The sequence below is a fragment of the Streptomyces sp. MUSC 14 genome (assembly GCF_001866675.1).
Taxonomy (GTDB): domain Bacteria; phylum Actinomycetota; class Actinomycetes; order Streptomycetales; family Streptomycetaceae; genus Streptomyces.
Genome location: NZ_MLYN01000049.1, coordinates 81,580 through 106,109, shown reverse-complemented (window position 1 = coordinate 106,109; position 24,530 = coordinate 81,580). Strand labels below are relative to the sequence as shown.

At 71.8% G+C, this 24,530-nt stretch carries 25 protein-coding genes and 1 pseudogene; 7 read left to right on the top strand and 19 right to left on the bottom strand.

The features are described from left to right. On the bottom strand, positions 1 to 448 hold a 448-nt coding region (locus BIV25_RS30160), incomplete at its 3' end, for a radical SAM protein (RefSeq protein WP_143076725.1). Positions 449 to 521: 73 nt separating this feature from the next. Beyond that, positions 522 to 1,355, bottom strand: coding sequence for an A24 family peptidase (locus tag BIV25_RS30155; protein WP_256256235.1), 834 nt, complete (start codon positions 1,353 to 1,355; stop codon positions 522 to 524). Between the two features lie 134 nt (positions 1,356 to 1,489). Here BIV25_RS30155 and BIV25_RS30150 point away from each other — a divergent pair, with 134 nt between their 5' ends. Continuing rightward, the gene (locus BIV25_RS30150; protein ID WP_079176973.1) at positions 1,490 to 2,458 is read left to right on the top strand and encodes a hypothetical protein; all 969 of its coding nucleotides are present in this window, start codon (positions 1,490 to 1,492) and stop codon (positions 2,456 to 2,458) included. Positions 2,459 to 2,518: 60 nt separating this feature from the next. Here the strand turns inward: BIV25_RS30150 and BIV25_RS53345 are convergent, their stop codons facing one another. The 3 genes and pseudogenes from BIV25_RS53345 to BIV25_RS30140 form a co-directional block, all read right to left on the bottom strand. Next, positions 2,519 to 2,836 carry a PQQ-binding-like beta-propeller repeat protein gene (locus BIV25_RS53345; protein ID WP_371273080.1) on the bottom strand — a complete coding sequence of 106 codons (318 nt, stop codon included), beginning with the start codon at positions 2,834 to 2,836 and terminating at the stop codon, positions 2,519 to 2,521. 232 nt (positions 2,837 to 3,068) lie between these two features. Next, positions 3,069 to 4,775: pseudogene (locus BIV25_RS30145) on the bottom strand (protein kinase); the annotation flags it as partial. A gap of 236 nt (positions 4,776 to 5,011) precedes the next feature. Further along, complete coding sequence (locus BIV25_RS30140; RefSeq protein ID WP_071375610.1) at positions 5,012 to 5,860, bottom strand: menaquinone biosynthetic enzyme MqnA/MqnD family protein; 849 nt, start codon at positions 5,858 to 5,860, stop codon at positions 5,012 to 5,014. A 286-nt stretch (positions 5,861 to 6,146) separates the two neighbouring features. Between BIV25_RS30140 and BIV25_RS30135 the strand changes: the two genes are divergently transcribed. Further along, positions 6,147 to 6,350, top strand: a complete 204-nt coding sequence (locus BIV25_RS30135; protein WP_003974443.1) for a cold-shock protein — start codon at positions 6,147 to 6,149, stop codon at positions 6,348 to 6,350. Positions 6,351 to 6,460: 110 nt separating this feature from the next. On the opposite strand, the gene BIV25_RS30130 is transcribed toward BIV25_RS30135, so the two are convergent. Next, positions 6,461 to 7,024, bottom strand: coding sequence for a helix-turn-helix domain-containing protein (locus BIV25_RS30130; protein WP_071375624.1), 564 nt, complete (start codon positions 7,022 to 7,024; stop codon positions 6,461 to 6,463). A 68-nt stretch (positions 7,025 to 7,092) separates the two neighbouring features. Here BIV25_RS30130 and BIV25_RS30125 point away from each other — a divergent pair, with 68 nt between their 5' ends. From BIV25_RS30125 to BIV25_RS30110, 4 genes are all read left to right on the top strand, one after another. Continuing rightward, a complete protein-coding gene (locus tag BIV25_RS30125) occupies positions 7,093 to 7,845 on the top strand; it encodes an AzlC family ABC transporter permease (RefSeq protein WP_079176972.1) in 753 nt (250 codons plus the stop codon). Further along, complete coding sequence (locus tag BIV25_RS30120) at positions 7,842 to 8,156, top strand: AzlD domain-containing protein (protein ID WP_071375608.1); 315 nt, start codon at positions 7,842 to 7,844, stop codon at positions 8,154 to 8,156. Before BIV25_RS30125 ends, BIV25_RS30120 begins: the two co-directional genes overlap by 4 nt. 35 nt (positions 8,157 to 8,191) lie before the next feature. Then, entirely contained in the window at positions 8,192 to 8,374 is a 183-nt protein-coding gene (locus BIV25_RS30115; protein WP_071375607.1) for a hypothetical protein, read from the top strand. 184 nt (positions 8,375 to 8,558) lie between these two features. Further along, a complete protein-coding gene (locus BIV25_RS30110; protein WP_071375606.1) occupies positions 8,559 to 8,762 on the top strand; it encodes a hypothetical protein in 204 nt (67 codons plus the stop codon). Positions 8,763 to 8,820: 58 nt separating this feature from the next. Here the strand turns inward: BIV25_RS30110 and BIV25_RS30105 are convergent, their stop codons facing one another. The 5 genes from BIV25_RS30105 to BIV25_RS30085 all read right to left on the bottom strand — a co-directional run bounded on the left by BIV25_RS30105 (position 8,821) and on the right by BIV25_RS30085 (position 16,957). Continuing rightward, positions 8,821 to 11,877, bottom strand: coding sequence for a BTAD domain-containing putative transcriptional regulator (locus tag BIV25_RS30105; RefSeq protein WP_071375605.1), 3,057 nt, complete (start codon positions 11,875 to 11,877; stop codon positions 8,821 to 8,823). A 158-nt stretch (positions 11,878 to 12,035) separates the two neighbouring features. Next, positions 12,036 to 12,830, bottom strand: a complete 795-nt coding sequence (locus tag BIV25_RS30100; protein ID WP_071375604.1) for an AfsR/SARP family transcriptional regulator — start codon at positions 12,828 to 12,830, stop codon at positions 12,036 to 12,038. Between the two features lie 113 nt (positions 12,831 to 12,943). Continuing rightward, entirely contained in the window at positions 12,944 to 13,762 is an 819-nt protein-coding gene (locus BIV25_RS30095; protein WP_071375603.1) for a hypothetical protein, read from the bottom strand. 127 nt (positions 13,763 to 13,889) lie between these two features. Then, positions 13,890 to 14,792 (bottom strand): LysR family transcriptional regulator, encoded by a 903-nt coding sequence (locus BIV25_RS30090; protein ID WP_071375602.1) that lies wholly within the window; start codon positions 14,790 to 14,792, stop codon positions 13,890 to 13,892. A 197-nt stretch (positions 14,793 to 14,989) separates the two neighbouring features. Then, complete coding sequence (locus BIV25_RS30085; protein WP_071375601.1) at positions 14,990 to 16,957, bottom strand: long-chain fatty acid--CoA ligase; 1,968 nt, start codon at positions 16,955 to 16,957, stop codon at positions 14,990 to 14,992. A gap of 215 nt (positions 16,958 to 17,172) precedes the next feature. Here BIV25_RS30085 and BIV25_RS30080 point away from each other — a divergent pair, with 215 nt between their 5' ends. Beyond that, on the top strand, positions 17,173 to 18,015 hold the full coding sequence (locus BIV25_RS30080; protein ID WP_071375600.1) for a MaoC family dehydratase: 843 nt from the start codon (positions 17,173 to 17,175) through the stop codon (positions 18,013 to 18,015). 46 nt (positions 18,016 to 18,061) lie between these two features. On the opposite strand, the gene BIV25_RS30075 is transcribed toward BIV25_RS30080, so the two are convergent. The 8 genes from BIV25_RS30075 to BIV25_RS30040 form a co-directional block, all read right to left on the bottom strand. Further along, positions 18,062 to 18,736, bottom strand: coding sequence for a TetR/AcrR family transcriptional regulator (locus BIV25_RS30075; RefSeq protein WP_177235470.1), 675 nt, complete (start codon positions 18,734 to 18,736; stop codon positions 18,062 to 18,064). 10 nt (positions 18,737 to 18,746) lie between these two features. Continuing rightward, complete coding sequence (locus tag BIV25_RS30070) at positions 18,747 to 19,055, bottom strand: DUF4229 domain-containing protein (RefSeq protein WP_071375622.1); 309 nt, start codon at positions 19,053 to 19,055, stop codon at positions 18,747 to 18,749. A 73-nt stretch (positions 19,056 to 19,128) separates the two neighbouring features. After that, positions 19,129 to 19,653, bottom strand: a complete 525-nt coding sequence (locus tag BIV25_RS30065) for a GNAT family N-acetyltransferase (protein ID WP_071375599.1) — start codon at positions 19,651 to 19,653, stop codon at positions 19,129 to 19,131. A 58-nt stretch (positions 19,654 to 19,711) separates the two neighbouring features. Further along, positions 19,712 to 20,875 carry an aminofutalosine synthase MqnE gene (gene mqnE, locus BIV25_RS30060; protein ID WP_071375598.1) on the bottom strand — a complete coding sequence of 388 codons (1,164 nt, stop codon included), beginning with the start codon at positions 20,873 to 20,875 and terminating at the stop codon, positions 19,712 to 19,714. A 46-nt stretch (positions 20,876 to 20,921) separates the two neighbouring features. Beyond that, complete coding sequence (locus BIV25_RS30055) at positions 20,922 to 21,377, bottom strand: Lrp/AsnC family transcriptional regulator (RefSeq protein WP_071375597.1); 456 nt, start codon at positions 21,375 to 21,377, stop codon at positions 20,922 to 20,924. A gap of 78 nt (positions 21,378 to 21,455) precedes the next feature. Beyond that, positions 21,456 to 22,127, bottom strand: coding sequence for a UbiX family flavin prenyltransferase (locus BIV25_RS30050; protein ID WP_071375596.1), 672 nt, complete (start codon positions 22,125 to 22,127; stop codon positions 21,456 to 21,458). A 55-nt stretch (positions 22,128 to 22,182) separates the two neighbouring features. Then, positions 22,183 to 23,079: a menaquinone biosynthesis prenyltransferase MqnP gene (gene mqnP / locus BIV25_RS30045; RefSeq protein WP_071375595.1), complete on the bottom strand. Its 897-nt coding sequence runs from the start codon at positions 23,077 to 23,079 to the stop codon at positions 22,183 to 22,185. After that, on the bottom strand, positions 23,076 to 24,527 hold the full coding sequence (locus tag BIV25_RS30040) for a menaquinone biosynthesis decarboxylase (protein ID WP_071375594.1): 1,452 nt from the start codon (positions 24,525 to 24,527) through the stop codon (positions 23,076 to 23,078). The genes mqnP and BIV25_RS30040 overlap by 4 nt, the downstream gene beginning before the upstream one ends. Between the last annotated feature and the right edge of the window lie 3 nt (positions 24,528 to 24,530).

Below are 24,530 nucleotides of genomic sequence, written 5' to 3'. Positions count from 1 at the left end.
CGGACGCGCCGAGGGAGTGGATGACGAGCTGGGGGTAGGCGTCCTTGATGGCCTTGAAGTGCTTCTCGTAGTACTCGACGCCGTAGTCCGGGTGGTGGCCGCCCTGGAACATGATCTGGGTGCCGCCCAGCTCGACGGTCTCCGCGCAGCGGCGCAGGATGTCGTCCAGGTCGCGGGTCCAGCCCTTGTCGGTGTCCTTGGGAGCCGCGTAGAAGGCGCAGAACCTGCACGCCGTGACGCACACGTTCGTGTAGTTGATGTTCCGCTCGATGATGTACGTCGCGATGTGCTCGATCCCGGCGTACTTGCGGCGGCGCACGGCGTCGGCGGCGGCGCCCAGCGCGTGCAGCGGGGCGTCCCGGTAGAGGACGAGAGCCTCTTCCGGGGTGATCCGCCCACCGGCAGCGGCACGGTCGAGGACGGGCTGAAGGTCGGCCTTCTCGGTCACCGGACGCGTCCCTTTCGTAATGGCTTGTGGACGGACCGAACCAGCGTACGCCAGCCGTTTCACGCCGCTGACCTCAGGCCGCGCACGCGCCGATCACCAGCCCGGCCAGGGCGCCGGACAGCAGGAACGGCCCGAACGGGATCGCCGTCCTGCGCCCCGCCCGCCGTACGACGACCAGCGCACCGCCGTACACCGCGCCCAGCAGGAAACCGGCGAAGGCGCCGAGCAGCACGACGGACCAGCCGTACCAGCCGAGTACGGCGCCCATGCCGACCGCCAGCTTCACGTCGCCGAAGCCCATGCCGGAGGGATGGACGAGGAACAACCCGAAATAGCCCGCGCCCAGCGCAAGCGCACCGTACAGCGCGGTGGACCAGTGGCCGGCGTGCTCGGGCAGCAGAGCGGCCAGGCCCAGCAGCGCGAGGGCGACGGGGGCGAGCGGCAGGGTCAGCGGGTCGGGCAGCCGCTGCACCCTGAAATCGACCACGGCCAGCAGCACCCCGACAGGCGCGAGCAGCAGCCAGACCACCAGCTCCGGCCGGGTTCCGGTGGCGACGGTGAGGACGGCGCACAGGAGAGCGGTGACGGCGGCGAGGAGGGGAGCGGAGGGGGTGTACGGCAGGGTGCCGGGGGAAGGTCCTGACGTGCCCGACGGTTCGGCCGGACACGGCGGTGCGCACGCATCAGACGGCTCGGCGGCGGCCGCCCCCCTCCTCGCGCACTCTCCGCAGCGTGCCGGTCCGAGCCAGCCTCGCAGCGCGTGTCCCTCCGGGCACCGGTCCCGCCAGCCCTCCCCCGCCGGAACCGCGAAACGGCAGGCGGCCCTGGGAAGCAGCGCCCCTGCCACCGCGCCCCACAGCACGGCGGCGATGCAGAGCGGCATGCCGTTCATCCGGCCTCGCTGCATGGTTCCATAACGGCTCACTCCCCAGTGGCACTGTCTCGTCAACTACCAACGAATACACCGCTCCAGCAGACTCGGTGACGTTCGGAATGTCATCGGTCGCGCCCTGGAAGGCGGCCGCCGTATCGTTACGGCGCATGTGGCCAGGAGAGCAGCCGCCGGTGGGCGGCCAGAACCCGCAGCAGCCCCCGGGCGGACATCAGTCCAACCCGTACGAGCAGGCCCGCCCCGGCCCGTTCCATGCGAACCCGTACCAGCAGCCTCAGCCCTGGCAGATGCCCGCGCAACCGGCCGCCGGCGCACCCGTGCCGACGCCCCCGCCGGGCGGCCGGAACCGGACCGGCGTCGTCGCCGTCATCGCTGCGGCGGCCGTCGTGCTCGCCTCGGGCGTCACCGGATTCCTGGTGCTCGGCGGCGGCCACAAGCACGACAAGCCTGATCCGGCGCCGACCAACACCGCATCGCCGTCGCACAGTTCCGACGACCCTCGGGGACCGGACGCGCTCACCGCCACGATCAAGGGGTGGAAGGTCCTGACGAACCCGACCCAGGGAATCGCGTTCGATGTCCCGCCCGAATGGGAGATCCAGTCCAACGGCTGGGTCTCGTATGTCGCCAAGGACGGGGATCCGGAGGACAAACCGCTCATCGCGATACGCAATGTCGCCATGCTGCAGAAGAAGTGGTGCTCCTCGGACGACGACCGGGACGGCACGCTGGAGAACACACCACTGGCCCAGGTGGGTACGAGAGGCAACAACGGTTACCGCAGCACGCAGGACATCGCCGGCTCAGACCCGAAGACCTGGGTGTACGGGGGGTACACCCAGCCGGACAGGGCAGACGTGAAGACCAGCACCGAGGCGTTCACCACGGCCTCCGGCCTCAAGGGCAGTCTGGGCATCGCCTGGTCCATGGGCGTGAAGAAGACGAAGAAGTGCGCGTCGGACGGCAAGGCGTGGACCTTCGGCTTCAAGAACGCCGCGGGAGACCTGGTCTCCTGGTCGTTCTTCGGCGCCAAGAACGTGCCCGCCGAGGTACCGGAGGGGACCATACGGAAGATCGCCACCACGGTACGGCTCTACAAAGCCCCGTCGAACTCCTGACGGCCCCGGCGGCGCAGGCACGCCGCGGAAGCCGGACGGATTCCGCAGCCTGTTTCCGCCTCACACCGCCGGCATCCCACACACATCCGGCCCGTTCGTCGCCAGCAGCCGACTGCCGGACAGGGCGATCCGCCAGGCGCCGAGGCCGCCGTCGCTGTTCTCGTCGGTCCAGGTCCAGCGGACCTTGCCGGTGGCGGCGTCGATCGCGGCCACGCCGCCGGCCAGGGAGTCGCCGGCTCCGTAGAGGATCTCGCCGGCGTTGAGGAACGACTGCGAACCCCTGGTGTTCTCGTCGCACAGCCAGATCCGCGTGCCCGACGTGGCGTCGACGGCCCAGACGCCCCGGTCGCCGTCGCCCGCGTACAGCACCCCGTCGATCGCGGTCGGGTTGACGAAGCCGCGCCGGCCGTTGGCGGACAGCGTCCAGCGGGTGGCGCGACTCCAGGTCCAGGGCCTTCAGTTCGTCGCCCGGCACGAAGACGAGGCCGTTCGCGACCGTGGGGATCCAGCTCCACTTGTCGCCGATCTTCTTGCTCCACAGCTGCTGACCGGTGGCGGTGCCGCGCACGGTCAGGTTGTACAGCCCGTCGGTGTAGACGAGCCGCTTGCCGTAGACGGCTCCCTGGACCTCGTAGTCCTGGGTACCCCAGTCGCGCTTCTGCTGCCACACCGTCCGGCCTGTGCTGCGGCTGATCGCGGCGACGGCCGTCTGGAACTCGTCGTTCTTCTCCTTGCCGTGGGACAGGGTGACGTAGACGTTCTTGTCGTCGATCCCGATCGTGCTCCTGACGTCGACGTTCCGGTCGGGCCGCCTGCGCCAGGACTCCTGGCCGGTCGTGACGTCGTAGGCGATCACGGCGCCGGTGAAGTCAGCGCCGTCCAGCAGGAACAGCTTGCCGTCCCGGAAGTACAGCTGGGCCCCGGACTGGCAGATGCTCTTCTTGGACCAGCGCGGCTTGCCCGTCTTCACGTCGTAGGCCACCAGCGGGTCGCCGCTGATCAGCAGCAGGCCGTCGTAGGCGAGGAGCGGGACGTCCGTGTTGTTGGCGTCCTCGCCCGCGCTCTGGTGCCACAGCGGCTGCGGGGCCACTCCGGCGGGCGGGGTGGTGAACTGCTCGGCGGCGGGCTCGGCCGAACCCGACCGGCCGCGGGCGCCGCCGGCACCCGTCCCCTTGTCCCGGCCGAGCCACCACGCCGCACCCCCGCCGACGGCCACGACGCCCGCGGCACCGGTGAGCGCCAGGGACAGTGCGCGGCGCCGGGTGGGGGCGGTGGGGCGGGATGCGCCGAGCTGCACGGTGCCGGGAGCGTCAAGTACTGCCGCAGGGAGCGGAGTTACGGCCGGTGTTCCCGTCGCCGGTGTGCCGTGGGAGCCCGCCTGGACCGCCTGCGGGTAGCCGTAGGCCGGGGGCGAAGCGGGCGGCGCGGTGCGGGGGTCGGACGGCATCGGCGGTGGTGGGCCGAACGAGGGGACCGTGGCGGGGGGTTGCTCCGACGGGGCCTCCAGGGCGAGGATGCCGGCCGCGTGCGTGGCGATCGTGGAGGCCACCGCCGAGGGCAGCCAGTCGTGGAGTGCGCCCTCGACGCCCTGCGGGGCGAGCGCGGCGGCGATCTCGGCCGGGGCGGGGCGGTCTGCGGGGTCCATCAGCAGGCAGGCCCGGACCAGGCCGAGCAGCGAGCGCGGTATGCCGGTCAGGTCGGGCTCGCCGTGGACGACCTGGTAGAGGAGCGCCGCGTGCGAGGGGGCGCCGACGCCGAAGGCGCTGCGGCCGGTCGCGGCGAAGGCAAGGACGGCGCCCAGGGAGAAGACGTCGCCCGCCGGACCCACGTCCTTGCCGAGCGCCTGTTCCGGCGGCATGTAGCCGGGCGAGCCGACCACCACCCCGGTCTGTGTCATCCGGGTGCCGTCCACCGCCCGCGCGATGCCGAAGTCGATGACGCGCGGGCCGTCCGCGGCGAGCAGGACGTTGGAGGGCTTGAGGTCGCGGTGGATGAGCCCGGCCGCGTGGATCTCCTGGAGGGCGGCCGCGAGCCCGGCGCCGAGCGCGCGCACGGTGTGCTCCGGGAGCGCTCGGTGCGCGGCGACGACCTCCGTCAGGTCGGGGCCGAGGACGTACGACGTCGCGAGCCAGGGCAGCGGCGCGTCCGGGTCGGCGGCCACGACGGCGGCGGCGTGACGGCCGGAGACCGCCTGGGCGGTCTCCGCCTCGTGCCGGAAGCGCTGCCGGAAATCGGCGTCGGCGGCGAGGTCGGGGCGTACGACCTTCACGGCTACGGTGCGGCCGCCGCCCGAACGGGCCAGGTACACCCGGCCCATGCCGCCTGCGCCGAGCCTGCGCAGCAGGCGGTAGCCGCCCAACTCCCGTGGATCGTCAGGCTGCAGTGTCTCCGTGGCGGGCTGTCCCGTCCTTCCCCGTCTCCCCTGTGTGGACCGGCGGTGTTCGCCGACGCCGTACCTTAATGATCTCGGAGAGGACGGGCCGGAGCGCCCGGTGGCCGATACGGGGGCCGGTCCGGCCGATACGGCATGGACGGTACCGGGACCGCGGCGGCTCACGGCCTCAGCAGGTCCACCTTCACGTCCGCCGGAAACCCCGTCGTCGGGCCCACCCGGCGGGCGAACTCGGTGACGGCCGTCAGCTGCGGGGCGCCGAAGCTGAAGTCGAGGGTGGTGAAGTACTGCGCCAGGGTCGCCTCGTCGAAGTTCTCCCAGCGGGCGGCCTGTTCGGCGACCTTGCCGACCTCCTCCAGGGAGACGTTGCGGGAGTCGAGGAAGGCCTCGTGGACCTGGCGGGTGATGAGCGGCTCGCGCTCCAGGTACTCCCTGCGGGCCGCCCAGACCGCGAAGACGAACGGCAGGCCGGTCCACTCCTTCCACATCCGGCCGAGGTCGTGCACGGTCAGGCCGTAGCGCGGGCCGTCGAGGAGGTTGGCGCGCAGCGCCGCGTCCCCGATCAGGACGGCGGCGTCGGCCTCCTGCATCATCAGGCTGAGGTCGGGCGGGCAGGTGTAGTACTCGGGCTGGACGCCGTAGCGCTCGGCGAGGAGCAGCTGGGCGAGCCGGACCGAGGTGCGGGAGGTCGAGCCGAGGGCGACCCGGGCACCGTCGAGGCGGTCGAGGGGGACCTGCGAGACGATCACGCAGGACATGACGTCGCCGTCGCAGCCGACGGCGATGTCGGGAAAGGCGACGAGGTCGTCCGCGTTGCGCAGGAACTCGACGAGGGTGATCGGACCGATGTCGAGATCGCCGCGCACGAGCTGCTCGCTGAGCTTCTCCGGGGTGTCCTTGGTCAGCTCGAAGTCGAGGAGCGTGCCGGTTCTCGCGAGCCCCCAGTAGAGGGGCAGGCAGTTCAGGAACTGGATGTGGCCCACGCGTGGCCGGGTGCGAGAATTGTCCACATCGCGAGACTAGACCCCGTGCGGTACGGTGCTGGGACCGACCCCGCCATCGAACGGACTAACAGCCGTTCAAACATCCGGGTGAAGTGATCTTGCCCTCTATTGCTTTCGGCTGCCCGCGTGCTAGGCTCGCCGCAAGTTGCAGTTTGGTTTCCCTTGCAGTACAGAGCCTGCGGAGCATGTGACCGCGGGCTCTCGTCGTTTTCAGACGATTGCAGTTGTGCAGCACCGTTTCGCACGTGCAGGTTCTGGAGCAGGGCAACCCTTTTGAGCCCAAGGAGGGCTTATGGCTACCGGAACCGTTAAGTGGTTCAACGCCGAAAAGGGCTTTGGCTTCATCGCCCAGGAGGGCGGCGGCCCCGACGTCTTCGTTCACTACTCCGCGATCAACGCCCAGGGCTTCCGTTCGCTCGAGGAGAACCAGCAGGTCTCCTTCGACGTGACGCAGGGCCCGAAGGGTCCGCAGGCGGAGAACGTCACCCCCGTCTGATCACTGCCTGATCGCAGAACCTGAGTGCAGTACCCAAGGAGCCCCACGCCGTAAGGCGACGGGGCTCCTGCCTTTGCCGGGACATCTTTTGTGAATTCCCGGCGAATTCCCTACACGTGCTGCATGACGAGGACGAAGGTCGTGCCCGGCATCAGCGCCTCGTACGAGTGGGGGACATCCCCGCGGTACGTCATGTAGTCACCGGGGCCCAGTTCCGCCTCTTCTCCGGCCGGCCCCGCCTTCACCCGTCCCGTGCCGACGATCAGATGCTCCACCGTGCCCGGAATATGCGGCTCCGCCGCGCGGGCCGAGCCCGGTTCCGCACCGATCCGGTAAATGTCCCGGCGCGCCCCGGGCGGGCTCGCCGACAGCAGCGTGCCGACGAAACTGGCCTGCTCGGAGCCGACGCCGGGGCCCTCGCCGGCGCGGATCACCTGGACACCCTGCACCGGCGGCTCGACCAGCACACTGAACGGCACCCCCAGCGCCACCGCGAGCGCCCAGAGCGTCTCGACGTTCGGATTCCCGCTCGCGGCCTCCAGCTGGGACAGCGTGGACTTGGCGATTCCGGCGCGCTTGGCCAGCTCGGACAGGGACAGCCCGGCACGGGTGCGCTCGCGCTTGAGGGACGCGGCGATCCAGTCCATCGGGAGCCGGTCGGGGACCTCGCGCATGTCGTTCGCTCCATCGGTACGATCGTTCGCCTTGACGGACAGGGTGCTCACTGTCCATTGTAGGAAACATGCGTTCGCCACAACGAACAACCCCGACACCCCCGATACCCCCGACGCCGTCCGCTCCCCCGGCGCCCTCCGGCATGTCCGAGGACCGCTCGCTGGTCCGCGACGCCTCGCTCGTCTGGCTGGCCAGCGGCATCGTCGGCGTCTCCTTCGGTGCGGTCTCCGTCGCGGGCGGGCTGCCGCTGTGGGTACCGGTGCTGATGTCCGTGCTGGTGTACGCGGGATCGGCCCAGTTCAGCGCGGTCGGTGTGCTGCTCGCCGGGGGCGGGCCGGTCGCGGCGGCGGCCACCGGGCTGCTGCTCAACACCCGTACGGCCGCGTTCGGCCTGGCCGTCGCGGAGATCCTCGGCACCGGCCGCGCGGCCCGCTTCCTCGGCGCGCACCTGGTCACCGACGAGACGGTCGCCTTCGCTCTCGCCCAGAGCGATCCGGTACGGCAGCGGCGGGCCTTCTGGATATCCGGCCTCGGGCTCTTCGCCGTGTGGAACATCGGCGTGCTCGCGGGCGCACTGGCCGGCAGCGCGCTCGGCGACACCGCCCGCTACGGCCTGGACGCCGCCTTCCCGGCCGTCCTGGTCGCCCTGGTCCTGCCCGCGCTGCGCGCCGACGCGGCGGTACGACGGTGCGCGCTGGTCGGTGCCGCGCTGGCACTGGCCGTGACGCCCGCGGTGCCGGCCGGGGTGCCGGTGCTGGTCGCTCTGGCCGGGCTCTTCCTGCACCGGGGACCGACCGCCCGGAAGGAGGCCTCCGCATGAACGCCACGGTCGTCGTGATCCTGGCCCTCGCCGTCGGCACGTACGCCTTCCGGCTGATCGGACCGGTGCTGCACGGGCGCGTGACGGTTCCGCCGCGCGTCCAGGAGTTGGCCTCGGCCGGGGCGGTGGTCCTGCTGGTCGCCCTGCTGGCCACGGGCGCGCTGACCGAGGGCGGCGGCTTCGCCGGGTGGGCCCGGCCGGCCGGGGTGCTGATGGCCGTCCTGCTCGCCTGGCGGCGGGCACCGTTCGTCGTGGTGGTCGTGGGAGCGGCGGCGACGACCGCGCTGCTGCGGGCCGCCGGGGTCGCCTGATCCCCTGCCCCCGGCGCCCGTTCGGCGAGCTGCCGGTGGGGCTGGTCCGGCTCACCGGGCAGCCGCTGTCCTTCGGGCTCGGCCTCGGCACCGCCGACGGGGCGCTCCCGGCACTCTTCCGGAGTTCCGCCGGCCCCTCGCGCCCGGTCCGCGAGCCCGAGGTACACCTCGCCGAGAAGGTCCCCCAGGCCTTTCTGTCCGCGCGACGGGACGCCTGACGCGGATCGCGGGAGTGCTTGAGGAGCGCTTGCGGAACGCTTGAATCCGGGAGTACCGGGAGCCTGACCTGCTACGGGAACCAGCGGGGACGGCATGGGGATCGTGGCCCAAGAGCATCGGTCGCGGCGTCGGGGGAAGGCCCGGCGACCGGTTCACGATCCGTCTCTTCCTGGGGGATACACCATGCGTTCCATCGCACTGCGTACGAAGACGGCTCTGACCGCACTCGCCGGCGCGGGTGTCCTGACGCTCGGTATCGCCGCGGCCGGCCCGGCGAACGGTGTGGGGCGTGACCTGGCGCAGGTCACGGCCGGTCTGTCGGGCTCGCACATGGCGTCGGGTCCGGTGCTGGCGGACGAGCGCGACCCGCGCAGCGTCAACCCCTGACCGTCCGGGGCAGCGACCGCACCGACCGGGCGTCTGTCCCGTCGGTGCGCTTCCTCGCCTACAGCCGCCTGCCCGCCTCGGTCACGCCCATCGCGTCGTACAGCGCCTCCGCCGCCTGTCGGTGCCGACGCGCCGCCGGAGCCTCGCCCAGCGCCTGTGCCGCCTCCGCCATGCCGTGCAGCGCCCGGGCGACCTCGAAGCGGTAGCCGAGCCGGGAGGCCAATTCGTGGGCACGGCAGTGCAGTTCCATCGCCCGGTCGGGCGCGGCGCGCCGCAGATACACCAGGCCCACCAGGTTGGCCACGGTCGCCTGCCGCAGGGCGTTGCCCTCGGCGGTGACCAGATCCAGGGCTCGCTCGGCGTGTTCGACGACCGAGCGCACATCGCCGAGGCGTTGGCAGACCTGCGCCCAGAGTGCAAGGACGACGGCCACGTTCCCGGGCTTGCGGGACTCGTCGCACAGTTCGAGTGCCTGAGCGAGGCAGGCGCGGGCCCGCTCGTCGTCGCCCGTGCCGAGGTGAGCGAGGGCCAGCCAGGTCAGCGAGGAGATCTCGTTGTTGCGCTCGCCGAGGCGCCGGTTGAGTTCGGTGGCCCGGGCCGCGTGCCGGGCGCCCTCGGCGTAGTGACCCGCCCAGGTCTGCACGGTGCTCAGGTTGACCAGCGCCTGTGCCTCGTCGCGAGGTGCCCGCACCTCCCGGTGCAGCCGGATGCCCTGGGACAGGTGGGTGCGGGCCTCGTCGAAGTGGCCGAGCGCCCCGTGCAGCAGGCCGAGCACGTCGAGGCAGAATGCCCTGGTGCTGCGGTCGTCGGCATCGGCCAGGTCCAAGGCCTCCTGCGCCGTGGTGATGCCGTCCTGGAAGTCGCCGAGCCACCAGTGCGCGATGGCCAGATTGGTCAGGCTCAGGCCCAGCAGCTCCCGGTCGCCGAGTTGCTGGCAGGCACCGACCGCGATCCGGCTGATCACCCGGAACTGCTCGTTCTGTCCGCGCAGGTTGAGATAGAACAGCAGATTGCGGCCCAACAGGGCGGCGGTGCGGTGCAGATCCTGCGCGGACGCCCTGGAGAGGATCGCGAGCAGCGCCTCGTACTCGCGGTCGAACCAGCGCAGCGCCTGCTCACCGACGCCCAGCCGGGGCAGTTCCGGCGCGTCGTCGGCCGGTGGGTCACCGAAGGGCTCACGGCCGGGAAACAACACCTCGCACGCCACGTCCGTGGCCAGCGTGTAATACCCCACCAACCGCCCCACCGCCCCCTCCTCGTCGTCCTCCGCCTCCCGCACGCTCATCGCGTACGTGCGCACCAGGTCGTGGAAGCCGTACAGCCCTGCCTCGTGCTGTTCCAGGAGGTGGGCGTCGAGGAGGTTCTCCAGGGTGTCCTCGGCGTCGTGGACGTCGGTGCCGAGCAGCGCGGCGGCGGAGTGGACGTCGATCGCGCTGCCCGGGTGCAGGCCGAGGAGGCGGAAGGCGATGCGCTGGTCCGCGTCCATCGCCTGGTACGACAGCCGGAGTGTGGCCTCGACGCTGCGCTCCCCGGCGCTCAGCTCGCGCAGCCGCCGGGTCTCGTCGGCAAGCCGGTCGACCAGGTACTGCACGGTCCAGCGGGGGCGGTTGCGCAGCCGGGCGGTGGTGATGCGCAGGGCGAGGGGCAGTCCGCCGCACAGGCCGGCCAGCCGGGCGGTGGCCTCGGGTTCGGCGGTGGTGCGGTCGGCGCCGAGGGTCCGGGTGAGCAGGGTCGCGCTGTCGTCGGGCGAGAGCAGGCCGAGGGAGAGCCACTCGGCGCCGTCCAGGTCGAGCATCCGGACCCGGCCGGTGAGGATGGCCAGGCAGTCCTCGGCGGTGGGCAGCAGCGGGCGGACCTGGGCGGCGTCGGCGGCGTTGTCGAGGAGCAGCAGGAGTCTTCGCTGCGCCGAAACGGTTCGCCAGAGCGTCGTACGTCGCTCCAGGTCATCGGGTATCCGGTCGTCCGGGATGCCGACGGCACGCAGCAGGGAGTGCAGGACGGCGGACGGCTCCTGCGCCTTCTCGCCGGGGCTGAAGCCGCGCAGGTCGACGAAGAGCTGCCCGTCCGGGTAGTCGGCGGCGAGCAGATGGGCCGCGTGCACCGCGAGCGCGCTCTTGCCGCTGCCGCCCATCCCGTCGACGCCGACGATCCGCGTGCTCCCGCCGGCCGGGGCCCGCCCCGCCTCCAGGATCCGCGCCAGTTCCGCCTCGCGCCCGGTGAAGTCGGGCAGGTCGTAGGGCAGGGTGCAGGGCGCGGGCTCGGAGGCGGACGGCTGGAGGTAGGCCGCGGGGGCGAGGAGTGCGGCGCGGTCGGCCACGGACTGCGGTACCCGCGGGGCCACTTCGGGGCTGTCACGCAGGATGGCCTCGTACAGCCGGGTCAGTTCGGCGCCCGGGTCGATGCCCAGCTCCTCCACGAGCAGCGCGCGCACCCGGCCGAACTCCTCCAGCGCCTCCGCCTGCCGGCCGGCCCGGTACAGGGCGAGCATCAGACGGCCGCGCAGGGTCTCCCGCAGCGGATGGGCGATGACCAACTCGCGTAGCGGGCCGACCAGTTCGGCGGACTGGCCGAGTTCGAGCTGGAGCTCGAAGTACTGCTCGGCGACCGCCATGTGGCGCTCCTCCAGCGCCGCGGAGGCCGCCGTGATCACCGTGCCGCCGGCGCCCGCCATGACCGGGCCGCGCCACAGGTCCAGGCAGGCCCGCAGATGCCCGACCGCCTCGGCGGCGCGCCCGGCGGCCACCGCCTGCCGGGCCTGGCGGGCCCACTGGGTGAACTCGTGCAGATCCAGCTGGTGTTCGCCGAGCATCGCCCGGTATCCGGCGCCGTCGGTGACGATCACCGAGGCACCGTCGGGGATGTGGGTGCGCAGCGCGGCGACGCACTTGCGGATCTGGTGGCCGGCGGTCTGCGGCGGCGCCTCGTCCCAGGCTGCGGCGACCAGCCGGGGCAGCGGCACCATGCGCCCGGGCTCCAGCAGCAGGGTGACCAGGACGCGTTCCTGGGTCGGGCTGCCGAGCCGCAGCCGGTGCTCGCCGTGCCAGCCTTCCAGCGATCCGAGGATGTTGAACCGTACGACAGGACGACCCGATGCCGACGGTGGCGCCGAATCCACGAATGCGTCCCCTCCACCCCGTCGCACCGTTCGGCCCGAGATGCTCGGGACCACCTAGGTTGTACCGGACCGAGCGGCGCGGAGGAGGTGATTCCGTCCTCGCGGCGCACAGCTCGGCCCCGGCGGACAGCTCTGTCCCGACGGACAGCTAACCATCTTCACGCGAGCTGGAGGAGGGTCGCGTGCGCATCGCCTGCCAGCGCCGGGTCGTGGCGCAGGATCGCGTTCTCCACCCGGCGCAGCGCCGGGGAGGGCTGGATGCCCAGCTCGGCGTCGAGCAGACGGCGCATCCGGCGGAAGACGTCGAGGGCGTCGGCCTGCCGTCCCGCGCCGTACAGGGCGATCATCAACTGCTCGCAGAAGCGCTCGCGCAGCGGGTGGTTGGTGTGCGCCTCGGCCAGCTCCGCGAGGACGGCCGCGTGCCGTCCCAGCCGCAACTCGGCGTCGAAGCGCAGCTCCATCGCCCGCATCCGGTACTCCTCGTAGCGGGCGGCGGCCAGCTGGCACAGGGTGCCGCCGGTCAGGCCGCCGAAGACGGGCCCGCGCCACAGCGCCAGCACCTCGCGCAGCAGCCGGGCGGTGTTCCCGGCGTCGTCCGGCAGGGCCGCCTCGGCCCGCCGTACGGCGCCGACGAACTCGGCGGCATCCAGCTCGCCCTCGGCGACGGTCAGCCGGTAGCCGGAGGGGTGGATGGTGACGCGCGAGGCGGGCCGGTCCGGCTCCAGGGCGCGCAGCTTGCGGCGCAGCCGGCTGACATGCGCCTGGAGCGCGTTGGCCTGGTTGTCGGGGACGGCCTCGCCCCACATCTCCTCGACGAGGCTCTCCCCGGAGACCGGCTGGCCCTCGCTGATCAGCAGCGTCTGCACGAGGGTGCGCTGCAGGTCGCCGGAGATCTCCGCGGGACCGGACACGGTACGGACATGCAGCGCCCCGAGGACCGAGAACTTCAGCATCCTGACTCCGCCTCCCGTTGGTGTCGCTGGCGTCGTCGTCCTTCTTCCGGCGACATACCAACGGTGCCTCGGGGCCGTACCGGTTCGTTCCCGATCCGTTCCCGGTGTCCGGATCAGCCGGCGTCGCCGGTGACCAGCGCCTTCAGCGAGGTCACCCGCCGGGCCGCCACCTCGGGCGAGTCGGCGTGCACGACGAAGTGCCCGGGGGCGAGGGCGTCGGGCGGTGAGACATGGCGCACATGCGGCAGGACCCCGACCTCGGCGCTCTCCAGCCGCCACGGCGGGTTCAGCACGGCCGCCGCCGCGAACCGGCCCGGCCGTACGGCGTCCACGAGCCGGCCGCAGAGCACGTCGACGGCGCCGGCCGCCAGGTCGCAGCCGCCGGCCGCCTTGAGCAGTTCGGGCACCGGGTCCCTGGCGAGACACGCCCGGCAGCCGGTGATGACCGGGCCGCGCGGGGTCAGTGCGACGCTCGTGTGCGCGGGCCCGTACTGGTAGCCGGTCAGGTCCAGCAGGGCCGTCACCACGGCGCGCACCTCGGCGGCGGTGTCCTCGGTCAGCGGGGCCGGGTGGAGCAGGCCGTAGGGCATGCGCGCGGTGATCCCGACGGACTGGTGCATGCCGTGCACGCTCAGCGTCTCCACGGTCAGCCCGAGGGCACCGGGCGGGACCCGGCCGCCGCCGGGTGAGAGCCGGTTGTCGCGGACGAGGCGCTGGACGGCGTCCTGGTCCGCGAGCAGGGCGAGGGAGCGGGCGGAGTTGACGAACAGCCCGGCGTCGGCGGCCTCGGCCAGCAGGGCGCGCAGGGCGGGCTCGTCGCGGGTGTCGGCACGGGCCGAACGCACTTGGACCCCGGCCTCGGCGGCCTCGCGGACGAGACGCTGGTCCGGGTTCAGCAGGAAGATCCGGCGGACGTCGTTGTCTTCTTTCATGCCTCTGCTCGGGGTATGAGGTCGGCGAGGGTGGAAAGGCAGGCTATGAGGGGGCGTTACCGTTCCGGTCCCGGACGGATCCCCGGGTGACGGGGGACCAGGGCACGCTACCGGTTTTCCGGCCGGGCTACCGGTTTTCGCCGAGGTCCCGCGGCTGGATGCGCACGGTGTCGGCGAAGGCCCGGGCGGGCGGGCTCAGCGCGTCCCAGCGGCGCACCGCCCAGCCGACCGGCAGCGGCCGCAGCCCGGGCAGCGGGATCAGCCGCAGCGGTCCCGCGCCGGGCACGGGCGGTCCCGGTACGGCGGGTACGACGGCCCGGCCCGCGCCCAGTTCGGCGAGCAGCAGCGCCGTGTCCCAGTCGGCGACGGAGGCGTCGTAGGAGAAGCGCACGCCCGACTCGGCGCAGGCGGCGTCCAGATGGGCGGCGGAGGCTGAGTTGGGCGGCAGCCGGATGAGCGGGACGTCGGCGAGGTCGGCGGGGTCGAGCCGGGACCGGGCGGCCAGCGGGTCGGCGGCCGGTATGGCCAGCACCCAGGGCAGCTGGGCCACAGTGCGCTGCTCGATGCCCCGCACCGGTGGGCCGAGGGTGATCCAGGCGAGGTCGAGGGTGCCGTCGGCGAGCGCGTCGAAGGTGCCGCGGCCCGAACTGACCGTGCGGAACTCCAGGTTGACCTTGGGGTGGCGGCGGCGGAAGGCGACGACCGCGTCGGACATGAAGTGCCGTACGGTGGTGGCGCCGGTGGCCACGCGGACGTGCCCGCTGTGCCCGTCGAGCAGATCGCGCAGCTGTCGTACGGCGAGGTCGAGACCGGAGATGCCCTCGGCGGCCGCGGCTTCCAGGATCCGCCCGGCCCGGGTCGTCACGACGCCGCGCGGCCGGCGCTCCAGCAGGGCGAGGCCCGTCTCCCGCTCCAGCCGTTTGACGTGCTGGCTGACGGCGGACTGGGTGCAGCCGAGCTCGCGGGCGACCGAGCTGAGGCTGCCGGCCCGGCACACGGCCACGAACACACGAAGGTCCTCAAGTGTCACAACACCCAAGCTATCACTGGGGTTCGCCGATAAATCTCAAGGATTGACTGAGGCCCCGGTGCGGTACGAGGATCGGTGCCGGGCCGCGATCGACCCAGGCGGCAACCCGCTCTCCGCAGCACACCGGGCGTCCGGACCGAGGTGTGCGCCGACCGGGGAGCGGGTGCCGACCCACCAGTCGGCCCTCGGGCGGCCCCTCAGCCGGCCTCCCGGCCGGCCTCCGGCCGGGAGGACTCGTACAGCCCCTCCACCTCCGGTGCGAAGTCCCGCATGATCTGCTCGCGGCGGAGCTTCATCGAGGGCGTGAGGTGGCCCTCGAACTCGGTGAAGTCCCGCGGCAGCACGGCGAAGCGGCGGATGGACTCGGGGCGGGACACCAGCTTGTTGGCCTCGTCGATCGCCCGCTGCAGGACCGCCTCCAACTCCGGGTCACCGACCAGCAGTTCCGGCGGCACCACGTGCTTGCCGATCATCTGCCGCCAGTGACCGACGCCGTCGGGGTCGAGGGTGATCAGCGCGGAGACGTACGGGCGGCCGTCGCCGACCAGCATGACCTGGGAGATCAGCGGGTGCTGGCGCAGCCAGTTCTCCAGCGGTGCCGGGGCCACCGACTTGCCGCCCGCCGTGATCAGCAGCTCCTTCTTGCGGCCGGTGATGGTGAGATAGCCCTCGTCGTCCAGTTCGCCGATGTCGCCGGTGGCCAGCCAGCCGTCCCGGGTCGCCGGCACGACGCCGCCGGCCTGCGGATCCCAGTAGCCGCGCAGGACGTGGTCGCCGGCGACGAGGATCTCCCCGTCGGCGGCGATCCGCACCCGGGTGCCGGGCAGCGGCCAGCCGACGGTGCCGAGCCGGGGCTTGAGCGGCGGGGTGCAGGTCGTGGCGGCGGTGGTCTCGGTGAGGCCGTACCCCTCGAAGATCTCGATGCCGGCGCCGGCGTAGAACGCGGCGAGGCGCCGGCCGAGCGGGGAGCCGCCGCAGATGACGTACCGGACGCGGCCGCCCATCGCGGCGCGGATCTTGCGGTAGACGAGGGGGTCGTAGAAGCCGCGGGCGGTCTTCAGCGAGCGGCTCGGGCCGCCGCCGGTGCCGGTCTGCCGGGCCTCCAGCGCCTCGCCGTAGCGGACGGCGGTCGCCGCCGCCCGGTCGAAGACCGTGACCCGGCCGCCCGACTCGGCCTTGGCGCGGGCGGAGTTGTAGACCTTCTCCAGCATGTACGGGATGGTCAGCAGCGCGGTCGGCCGGAAGGCGGCCAGGTCCGGCAGCAGGTCCTCGGCGGCGAGGCTCGGCGCGTGTCCGAGCCGCACCCGGGCCCGGACGCACGCGATGGCGACCATCCGCCCGAACACGTGCGACATCGGCAGGAACAGCAGCACCGAGGGGTCCTCGTCCTGCGACTTGAAGACCGGGTAGAGCAGTTCGACGGCGTTGTCGACCTCGGCGAGGAAGTTGCCGTGGGACAGCGCGCAGCCCTTGGGGCGGCCGGTGGTGCCGGAGGTGTAGATGAGGGTGGCGAGGGTGGCGGGCCCCATCATGCCGCGCCGCACGGCGACCTCACCGTCCGGTACCTGCGCGCCGGCCTCCGCCAGCCGGTCCACGTGCTCCTTGTCCATCACCCACACATGGCGCAGATCGGGCAGGTGCGGCAGCTCGGGCCCGATGGCGGCGGCCTGCGCGGCGGTCTCGGTGACGAGGGCGCGGGCTCCGGAGTCGTGCAGGATCCAGCGGGTCTGGAAGACGGAGGAGGTGGGGTAGACGGGCACGGTGACGAGCCCGGCGGCCCAGGCGGCGAAGTCGAGCAGCGACCACTCGTAGCGGGTGCGGGCCATCACGGCGATCCGGTCGCCCGGCACCAGCCCCTCGGAGATCAGCCCCTTGGCCACCGCGAGCACCTGCTCGGCGAAGTCCGCGGCCGTCACGTCCCGCCAACCGCCCTCGGGCATACGGCGGCTGAGCGCGATCGCGCCGGGGGCCGCCTCGGCGTTGTCGAACGGCAGGTCCGCGAGCGAGCCGTGGGTGACCGGGGGCACGAACGGCGGCACGTGCACTTCCCGCACCGCGCCGTCCAGCCGCTGGATCCAGGGCTCGACCAGGACGGGCCTGCCGTCGTAGTCGACGGCGGAGACGGCGGCGGAGGAGACGGGGGCGTTCGGGTACGGGGTGGACACGGGCGGCTCCTCTGGCGTGCGTGCACCTGCGGTGGGCCTCGACAGACAGGGAGTTACCGCTGGTTAGGCAGGTGATCGTACGGGGCCGCTGTGCGGAGGTTGTGCGGGTTCGGAGGTGGTCCGGGGCCAGGGATGTGCAACCTCGGGGTTTTTGTGACAGGGCCTCACGTTAGACTTACCGACGGTAACCTTACTTCAGAGTAAGCAGTTGGGGGATGGACGTGACAAGTGAGTTGACGCATCTCATAACGGGCGCCCTGCGCTCACCGTTCAAACGCCCCTCCCCCGACGCCGACTTCCCGCGCACCCGGCTCGTGCTGCCCGGGGTACGCGTCGACCTGTCCCGCCTCGCCGCCTACGAGCGGGTCTGCGGCTTCCCGACCGGCGAGAGCGGGCTGCCCGTGACCTACCCGCACGTCCTCGGCTTCCCGCTGGCCATGCGGCTGATGAGCGACCGCGCGTTCCCGCTGCCGCTGCTGGGCCTGGTGCACACCTCGATCGACATCGTCCGGCACGGGGTCGTACCGGCGACGGACGCCTACGAACTCGCCGTACACATCGAGGGGTTGGCGCCGCACCGGCGCGGTACGGAGGCGACGGTGGTGACGGAACTGATGTCGCGGGGCGAGCGGTTGTGGGAGTCCCGCAGCACGTATCTGGCCCGGCACCGTACGCAGGGGGCCGCCTCGGGCCACCGGGAAGAACGGCGGCAGGCGCCCGCTCTCCCGGTCCTCGGCCAGTGGCGGCTCGCCGGGGACGTCGGCCGGCGCTACGGCGCGGCTTCCGGCGACCGCAACCCCATCCACCTCCACCCGCTCACCGCCCGCCTCTTCGGCTTCCCGAGGGCGATCGCGCACGGCATGTGGACGGTGGCCCGCTGCGTGGCCGCCCACGGCACGAGCGGCTCCGTCGCGGTGCGGGCGCGGTTCATGGCGCCGGTGCTGCTGCCGGGGGTGGTGACGTACGGGGCGGATGCCTCCGGCCGGTTCGAGCTGCGGGGCGACGGACGTCTGCACCTGTCCGGGGAGGTGCGGGCGCCGTCGGGGGCGGCGGGCTGAGCACCATGGGGGTACGCCTCCGCCGCCGGGCGCGGGTGGTCCGTGGTTACGCGCGCGGTTCCCCGCGCCCCCGGGGTGCTTCCGGCGGCGGGGTCCAGCGGTTGCCCCGCATCAGGTTGTCCAGACCCGCCCACGCGAAGTTCATCAGCGTCGCCGCCGCCTGCCGGGCGGTGACCCCCGGGGTCGCGTTGGCCCAGGCGGCGAGGGACTCCGCGGCGCCGACCAGGGCCTCGGCCAGGCCCGCGACCTCGTCCTCCGGCAGGTCGGGGTCGCTGTGCGCCTCGCGGGCCGCGACGACGACCAGGCCGGTGACGAAGGCGACGATCTCCGTGCGCATCGCGGCGACCTCGGCCGCGAAGGGCTCCCCGTGGGTGCGGGCCTGCAGATGCAGGACGGACCAGGCGTCGGGGTGCGCGCCGGTGTGCGCGAAGAAAGCCAGCAGTCCGTCCCACAGCCGGCGGTCGGCCGGCAGGTCCGGGCCGACCCCGGCGCGCACCGCCCGCGTCAGCGCGTCGGCCTCCCGGCGGATGCAGGCGGTGAAGAGGTCTTCCTTGGAGTTCAGATACAGATAGACCAACGGCTTGGAGACGCCCGCGAGTTCGGCTATCTCGTCCATCGACGCGGCCATGTAGCCACGCCGGCCGAAGGTCCGTACGGCGGCGTCGAGCATCTGCTGCTCGCGCACCGCACGCGGCATCCGTCTGGTCCTCGCCCCACCCATGAGGGCAAGACTAGTTGGACGCGGCCGCCTCGCCCCGTGCGCGGGCGCTGTCGTCGGCCACGTCCTCCTGGCTGCGGTTGGCGTCCAGGTTGGCCTTCATCCGGTCGACCCTGTTCACGATCTGCACCGAGGCCCGGTCCCGCTCCTTGCGCAGCACGACCCAGCTGATCGGCGCCGAGAGGACCAGCGAGAGCAGCAGCACCCACAGGAGGTTGGAGTCGCCGAAACCGCGCGGGAAGATGCCGGAGTAGACGGCTCCCCAGACGACCACGAGGCAGCCGACGAAGACGCCGAGGCGCATCAGCGTGTAGCGGAGCATCTCAATCCAGTCGTCCGATTCCAAAAGGGTCGGTTCCAGTGAAGCACGCCCCGGGGGCGATCATGCAGGGGGGTCACATAAGGGGCAGCAGCATGGTGATGTCCTCGCGGTCGTCACCGGGGGCCACCCGGATGGCGTCGGGCACCCGGCCGACCTCCTTGTAACCGCAGGAGCCGTAGAACCGTTCCAGACCCGTGCCGCCGCGGCAGGTGAGCCTGATCGCCTCGATGCCGTCGAGCGTGCGGGCCGCGTCGGCGGCGGCCGCGAGCAGGTCCCGGCCGTAGCCCCTGCCCTGGTACCGGGGGTGGACCATCACCGTGTAGAGCCACACCCAGTGCGACATCAGCGGATGCGTGTTGAAGGTGATGAAGGCCGTGGCGGCGAGGTGCCCCTCCTCGTCGTGCCCGGCGAGCAGCCGGGTGCGGCCCTCGGCGAGCTGGGTGAGATACCGCACGACCTCGGGGCGGATGTCCTGCGCCGTCACCGGCGGCACGAAGCCGACGGCCCCGCCCGCGTTGGAGACGTCCGTCCACAGCTCCAGGAACCCGTCGCGCAGGTCGGGGGTGATGGCGGGATCGAGCGCAAAAGTAAGGGGCATGCAGGCATCGTATCTATTACCCGCATGCCCCTTCAGGCAGAAAACCAGCCGTGCCGTGTCACACCCGCATCGGCTGCGGGGAGTCCCGACGGGCCGGGTCCGGGCCGTCGTACTCGCGGATGATCTCGTAGCGCGTGTTGCGCTCGACCGGGCGGAAACCGGCGTCCCGGATGAGGTCGAGCAGGTCCTCGCGGGTCAGCTTGTTCGGGGTGCCGTAGTTGTCGGCGTCGTGCGTGATCTTGTACTCGACGACCGAGCCGTCCATGTCGTCGGCGCCGTGCTGGAGGGCGAGCTGGGCGGTCTGCACGCCGTGCATCACCCAGAAGACCTTGACGTGGGGCACGTTGTCGAAGAGCAGCCGCGAGACGGCGAAGGTCTTCAGCGCCTCGGCGCCCGTCGCCATCTGCGTACGCGCCTGGAGGCGGTTGCGGACCTTGCCGTCCTTCATGTCCACGAAGTCGTGCTGGTAGCGCAGCGGGATGAAGACCTGGAACCCGCCGGTCTCGTCCTGGAGCTCCCGCAGGCGCAGCACGTGGTCGACCCGGTGGCGGGGCTCCTCGATGTGGCCGTAGAGCATGGTGGACGGGGTCTTCAGCCCCTTCTCGTGCGCCAGCCGGTGGATGCGGGACCAGTCCTCCCAGTGGGTGCGGTGGTCCACGATGTGCTGACGGACCTCCCAGTCGAAGATCTCCGCGCCGCCGCCGGTCAGGGACTCCAGACCGGCGTCGATCAGCTCGTCGAGGATCTCGGAGGCGGTGAGGCCGGAGATCGTCTCGAAGTGGTGGATCTCCGTCGCCGTGAAGGCCTTGAGCGACACATGCGGGAGGGCGGCCTTCAGCTCGCGCAGGGAGCGCGGGTAGTAGCGCCACGGCAGATTGGGGTGGAGCCCGTTGACGATGTGGAGTTCCGTGAGGTTCTCCGACTCCATCGCCTTCGCGAGCTTCACGGCCTCCTCGATGCGCATCGTGTACGCGTCCTTCTCGCCCGGCTTGCGCTGGAACGAGCAGTACGCGCACGACGCCGTGCACACGTTGGTCATGTTGAGGTGCCGGTTGACGTTGAAGTGGACGACGTCACCGTTCTTGCGGGTCCGCACCTCGTGCGCCAGACCGCCCAGCCAGGCCAGGTCGTCCGACTCGTACAGCGCGATGCCGTCCTCGCGGGTCAGCCGCTCACCGGAGCGGACCTTCTCCTCCAGCTCGCGCTTGAGCCCGACGTCCATGCCAACACCTTTCTACGAAACCCGACCCCACCGTACGCCCTGCGGTTCACACCTCTTCGGGCAGCTCTCCGACCCGGTTCTCCCACTTGGTGGAGAGCACGATGGTGGTACGGGTCCGGGAGACGCCCTTGGTCCCGCTGAGCCGCCGGATGATCCGCTCCAGGCCGTCGACGTCGGCCGCCCGCACCTTGAGCATGAACGAGTCGTCGCCGGCGATGAACCAGCAGTCCTCGATCTCCGGCAGGTCCCGGACCCGCTGGGCGACGTCCTCGTGGTCGGCGGCGTCGGAGAGCGAGATGCCGATCAGCGCGGTGACCCCGAGGCCGAGCTGGGCCGCGTTCACCGTCGCGCGGTAGCCGGTGATGACACCGGCCGCCTCCAGCCGGTTGATGCGGTCGGTGACGCTGGGTCCCGACAGTCCGACGAGGCGCCCCAGCTCCGCGTACGAGGCCCGGCCGTTCTCCCGCAGAGCCTGGATGAGCTGCCTGTCCACCGCGTCCATGCGATCGAAGCCTTCCGGTGAAGAGTTCCGAGTTGATGAGAGGTAGTGCTGTGCCGAGTGGGTACCGCGCCCGGCCCGCTAACCGGCGGATCCGCCGCCCAGTTCGCCCGTCCAGCGCCGGTACAGGCCGTGCCCGACGCCCGCCGCGTCCAGCACCCGCCCGGCGACGAAGTCCACCAGGTCCTGGATGTGGGTGGCGCCCGCGTAGAAGGCGGGCGAGGTCGGCACCACCTGGGCGCCGGCGTCGTCCAGCGCGACGAGGTGCCGCAGGGTCCCGCCGTTCAAGGGGGTCTCCCGTACGGCCACGACCAGCGGCCGGCGTTCCTTGAGGGTGACGCTCGCCGCGCGCTGGAGCAGGTCCTTGGAGAGCCCGAGCGCGACACCCGCCACACAGGCCGTGGACGCGGGCACGATGAGCATGCCCTTCGCCGGGTACGACCCCGAGGACGGCCCGGCCGCGAGGTCCCCCGCGCTCCAGTACCGCACCCCGCTGACGTCCACGTCGAAGGTCCCGGGCTTGCCGTCGGCCCCCCGGGCCAGCCATTCGCGCAGGTCGTCCTGCCAGTGGGCGTCCCGGAACGAGATCCCCGTCTCGTCCAGCAGCGTCAGCCGCGAGGCCCGGCTGACCACCAGGTCGACCATCTCCCCCGCCGCCAGCAGCGCCCGCAGCACGGCAGCCGCATACGGCGTTCCGGAAGCTCCGGACACCCCCACGATCCAAGGCGCGCGCTGCGTTTCTCCTGCGTTCACACCTTGAGCGTACCGGTGGGTCGGGGACAGCTCAGGCCGGGTGGCGCGCTGCGCCTCAGCCGCCCAGCCCCCGAACCAGCAGGTCGAGCAGCGCGCACACGAACAGGGCAATGCCGATGAAGCCGTTGACCGAGAAGAAGGCCCTGTTGAGGCGGGACAGGTCGTGGGGGCGGACGATGCGGTGTTCGTAGACGAAGGCGCCCGCGACGACCAGCAGGCCGAGCCAGAAGAACGCGCCGGCGTGCGTGGCCAGGGCGTACCAGACGAACAGGGCCGTCGTGATCGTGTGGCACACCCGGGCGCCCCAGATCGCGGCCGGGACACCGAAGCGGGCCGGGACCGACATGACGCCGATCTCGCGGTCGGTCTCGACGTCCTGACAGGCGTAGATCAGGTCGAACCCGCCGATCCAGATGCCCACGGCGAGGCCGAGGATCACCGCCTCCCAGGACCAGGAGCCGGAGATCGCGAGCCAGCCGCCGACCGGGCCCATCGCCTGGGCGAGGCCAAGGATCGCCTGCGGGAAGTTCGTGAACCGTTTGCCGTACGGGTAGACCACCATCGGGACGACGGCCACCGGTGCCAGGGCCAGGCACAGCGGGTTCAGCAGGGCCGCCGCGCCCAGGAAGACCACCAGCGCGATCAGGGCGCCCGTCCAGGCGTGCCGCACCGACATGGCGCCCGTCACGAGTTCGCGGTGGGCGGTGCGCGGGTTACGGGCGTCGATCTCGCGGTCGATGATCCGGTTGACCGCCATCGCGAACGTGCGCAGGCCGACCATGCAGATCGTGACCAGCAGCAGCCGGCCCCAGTGGATGTTCCTGTCCCACTCGTACATCGCGGTCAGCGAGGCCATGTAGGCGAAGGGCAGCGCGAAGACCGAGTGCTCGATCATCACCAGGCGCAGGAAGGCCTTCGTGCGTCCCGGCGGCTGGACAGCGGCGGTGGTCACAGGCCGTACTCCTTCCAGCGGCGGTCGACCTTCGCCGCCGTGTCCGGGTCCGGCAGGACCATGTCCGGCCAGCCGCCGTCCCGGGTGTAGCCCTCCTCCGGCCACTTCTTCGTCGCGTCGATCCCCGCCTTGCCACCCCAGAACTGCTGGTAGGAAGCATGGTCGAGATGATCGACGGGGCCTTCGACGACCGTGAGGTCGCGGGCGTAGTCCGTGTTGCCGAGGGCCCGCCAGGCGACCTCGTGCAGATCGTGGACGTCGCAGTCGGCGTCCACGACCACGATCAGCTTGGTCAGGGACATCATGTGCGCCCCCCAGATCGCGTGCATCACCTTCTGCGCGTGCTTCGGGTACTTCTTGTCGATCGAGACGATCGCGCAGTTGTGGAAGCCGCCGGCCTCGGGCAGGTGGTAGTCCACGATGTCCGGGACGATGATCTTGAGGAGCGGGAGGAAGAATCGCTCCGTGGCGCGGCCGAGCGGGCCGTCCTCCGTCGGCGGGCGGCCGACCACGATCGACTGGAGCAGCGGGCGCCTGCGCATCGTCACGCAGTCGATCGTCAGCGCCGGGAACGGCTCCTGCGGCGTGTAGAAACCGGTGTGGTCGCCGAAGGGGCCCTCGGGCAGCATCTCGCCCGGCTCCAGCCAGCCCTCCAGCACGACCTCGGCGTTCGCGGGCACCTGGAGCGGGACCGTCTTGCAGTCCACCATCTCGATCCGCCTGCCCGCGATGAACCCGGCGAACAGGTACTCGTCGATGTCGCCGGGGAGCGGGGCGGTGGAGGCGTACGTCACGGCGGGCGGGCAGCCGAAGGCGATGGCGACCGGCAGCCGCTCGCCCTTGCGCGCCGCGACCTGGTAGTGGTTGCGGCTGTCCTTGTGGATCTGCCAGTGCATGCCGATCGTGCGTTTGTCGTGGCGCTGGAGGCGGTACAGACCCAGGTTCCGGATGCCCGTCTCCGGGTCCTTGGTGTGGGTCAGCCCCAGGTTGAAGAAGGAACCGCCGTCGTCGGGCCAGGTGAACAGCGCCGGGAGCCGGTCGAGGTCGACCTCGTCACCGTGCAGCACGACCTCCTGCACCGGGGCTTCCTTGATCTTCTTCGGCGGTACGTGAGCCATCGCGCCGAGCTTCCCGAAGGCCTCACGCACCCCGACGAAGCCGTGCGGCAGTTCGGGCCGCAGCAGCCCGCCGATCTTCTCGGAGATCTCGCCGTACGACGTCAGGCCCAGCGCCTTCAGCAGGCGCCGGTCGGTGCCGAAGACGTTCATCGCGAGGGGCATCGCCGAGCCCTTCACGTTCTCGAAGAGCAGCGCGGGCCCGCCGGACTTCTGCACCCGGTCGACGATCTCCCCGACTTCCAGATACGGGTCGACCTCGGCCTTGATGCGCTTGAGGTCCCCCTCGCGCTCCAGCGCGCGCAGCAGGGAGCGAAGATCGTCGTAAGCCATGCG

Excerpts from the sequence above, each read along its gene's own strand:
- BIV25_RS30155 (WP_256256235.1), bottom strand. The coding sequence starts at position 1,355 with ATGCAGCGAGGCCGGATGAACGGCATGCCGCTCTGCATCGCCGCCGTG.
- BIV25_RS30150 (WP_079176973.1), top strand. The coding sequence starts at position 1,490 with ATGTGGCCAGGAGAGCAGCCGCCGGTGGGCGGCCAGAACCCGCAGCAG.
- BIV25_RS30135 (WP_003974443.1), top strand. The coding sequence starts at position 6,147 with ATGGCTACCGGAACCGTTAAGTGGTTCAACGCCGAAAAGGGCTTTGGC.
- BIV25_RS30130 (WP_071375624.1), bottom strand. The coding sequence starts at position 7,024 with ATGCGCGAGGTCCCCGACCGGCTCCCGATGGACTGGATCGCCGCGTCC.
- BIV25_RS30125 (WP_079176972.1), top strand. The coding sequence starts at position 7,093 with ATGCGTTCGCCACAACGAACAACCCCGACACCCCCGATACCCCCGACG.
- BIV25_RS30120 (WP_071375608.1), top strand. The coding sequence starts at position 7,842 with ATGAACGCCACGGTCGTCGTGATCCTGGCCCTCGCCGTCGGCACGTAC.
- BIV25_RS30110 (WP_071375606.1), top strand. The coding sequence starts at position 8,559 with ATGCGTTCCATCGCACTGCGTACGAAGACGGCTCTGACCGCACTCGCC.
- BIV25_RS30100 (WP_071375604.1), bottom strand. The coding sequence starts at position 12,830 with ATGCTGAAGTTCTCGGTCCTCGGGGCGCTGCATGTCCGTACCGTGTCC.
- BIV25_RS30095 (WP_071375603.1), bottom strand. The coding sequence starts at position 13,762 with ATGAAAGAAGACAACGACGTCCGCCGGATCTTCCTGCTGAACCCGGAC.
- BIV25_RS30080 (WP_071375600.1), top strand. The coding sequence starts at position 17,173 with ATGGACGTGACAAGTGAGTTGACGCATCTCATAACGGGCGCCCTGCGC.
- BIV25_RS30075 (WP_177235470.1), bottom strand. The coding sequence starts at position 18,736 with ATGGGTGGGGCGAGGACCAGACGGATGCCGCGTGCGGTGCGCGAGCAG.
- BIV25_RS30070 (WP_071375622.1), bottom strand. The coding sequence starts at position 19,055 with ATGCTCCGCTACACGCTGATGCGCCTCGGCGTCTTCGTCGGCTGCCTC.
- BIV25_RS30065 (WP_071375599.1), bottom strand. The coding sequence starts at position 19,653 with ATGCCCCTTACTTTTGCGCTCGATCCCGCCATCACCCCCGACCTGCGC.
- mqnE (WP_071375598.1), bottom strand. The coding sequence starts at position 20,875 with ATGGACGTCGGGCTCAAGCGCGAGCTGGAGGAGAAGGTCCGCTCCGGT.
- BIV25_RS30055 (WP_071375597.1), bottom strand. The coding sequence starts at position 21,377 with ATGGACGCGGTGGACAGGCAGCTCATCCAGGCTCTGCGGGAGAACGGC.
- BIV25_RS30040 (WP_071375594.1), bottom strand. The coding sequence starts at position 24,527 with ATGGCTTACGACGATCTTCGCTCCCTGCTGCGCGCGCTGGAGCGCGAG.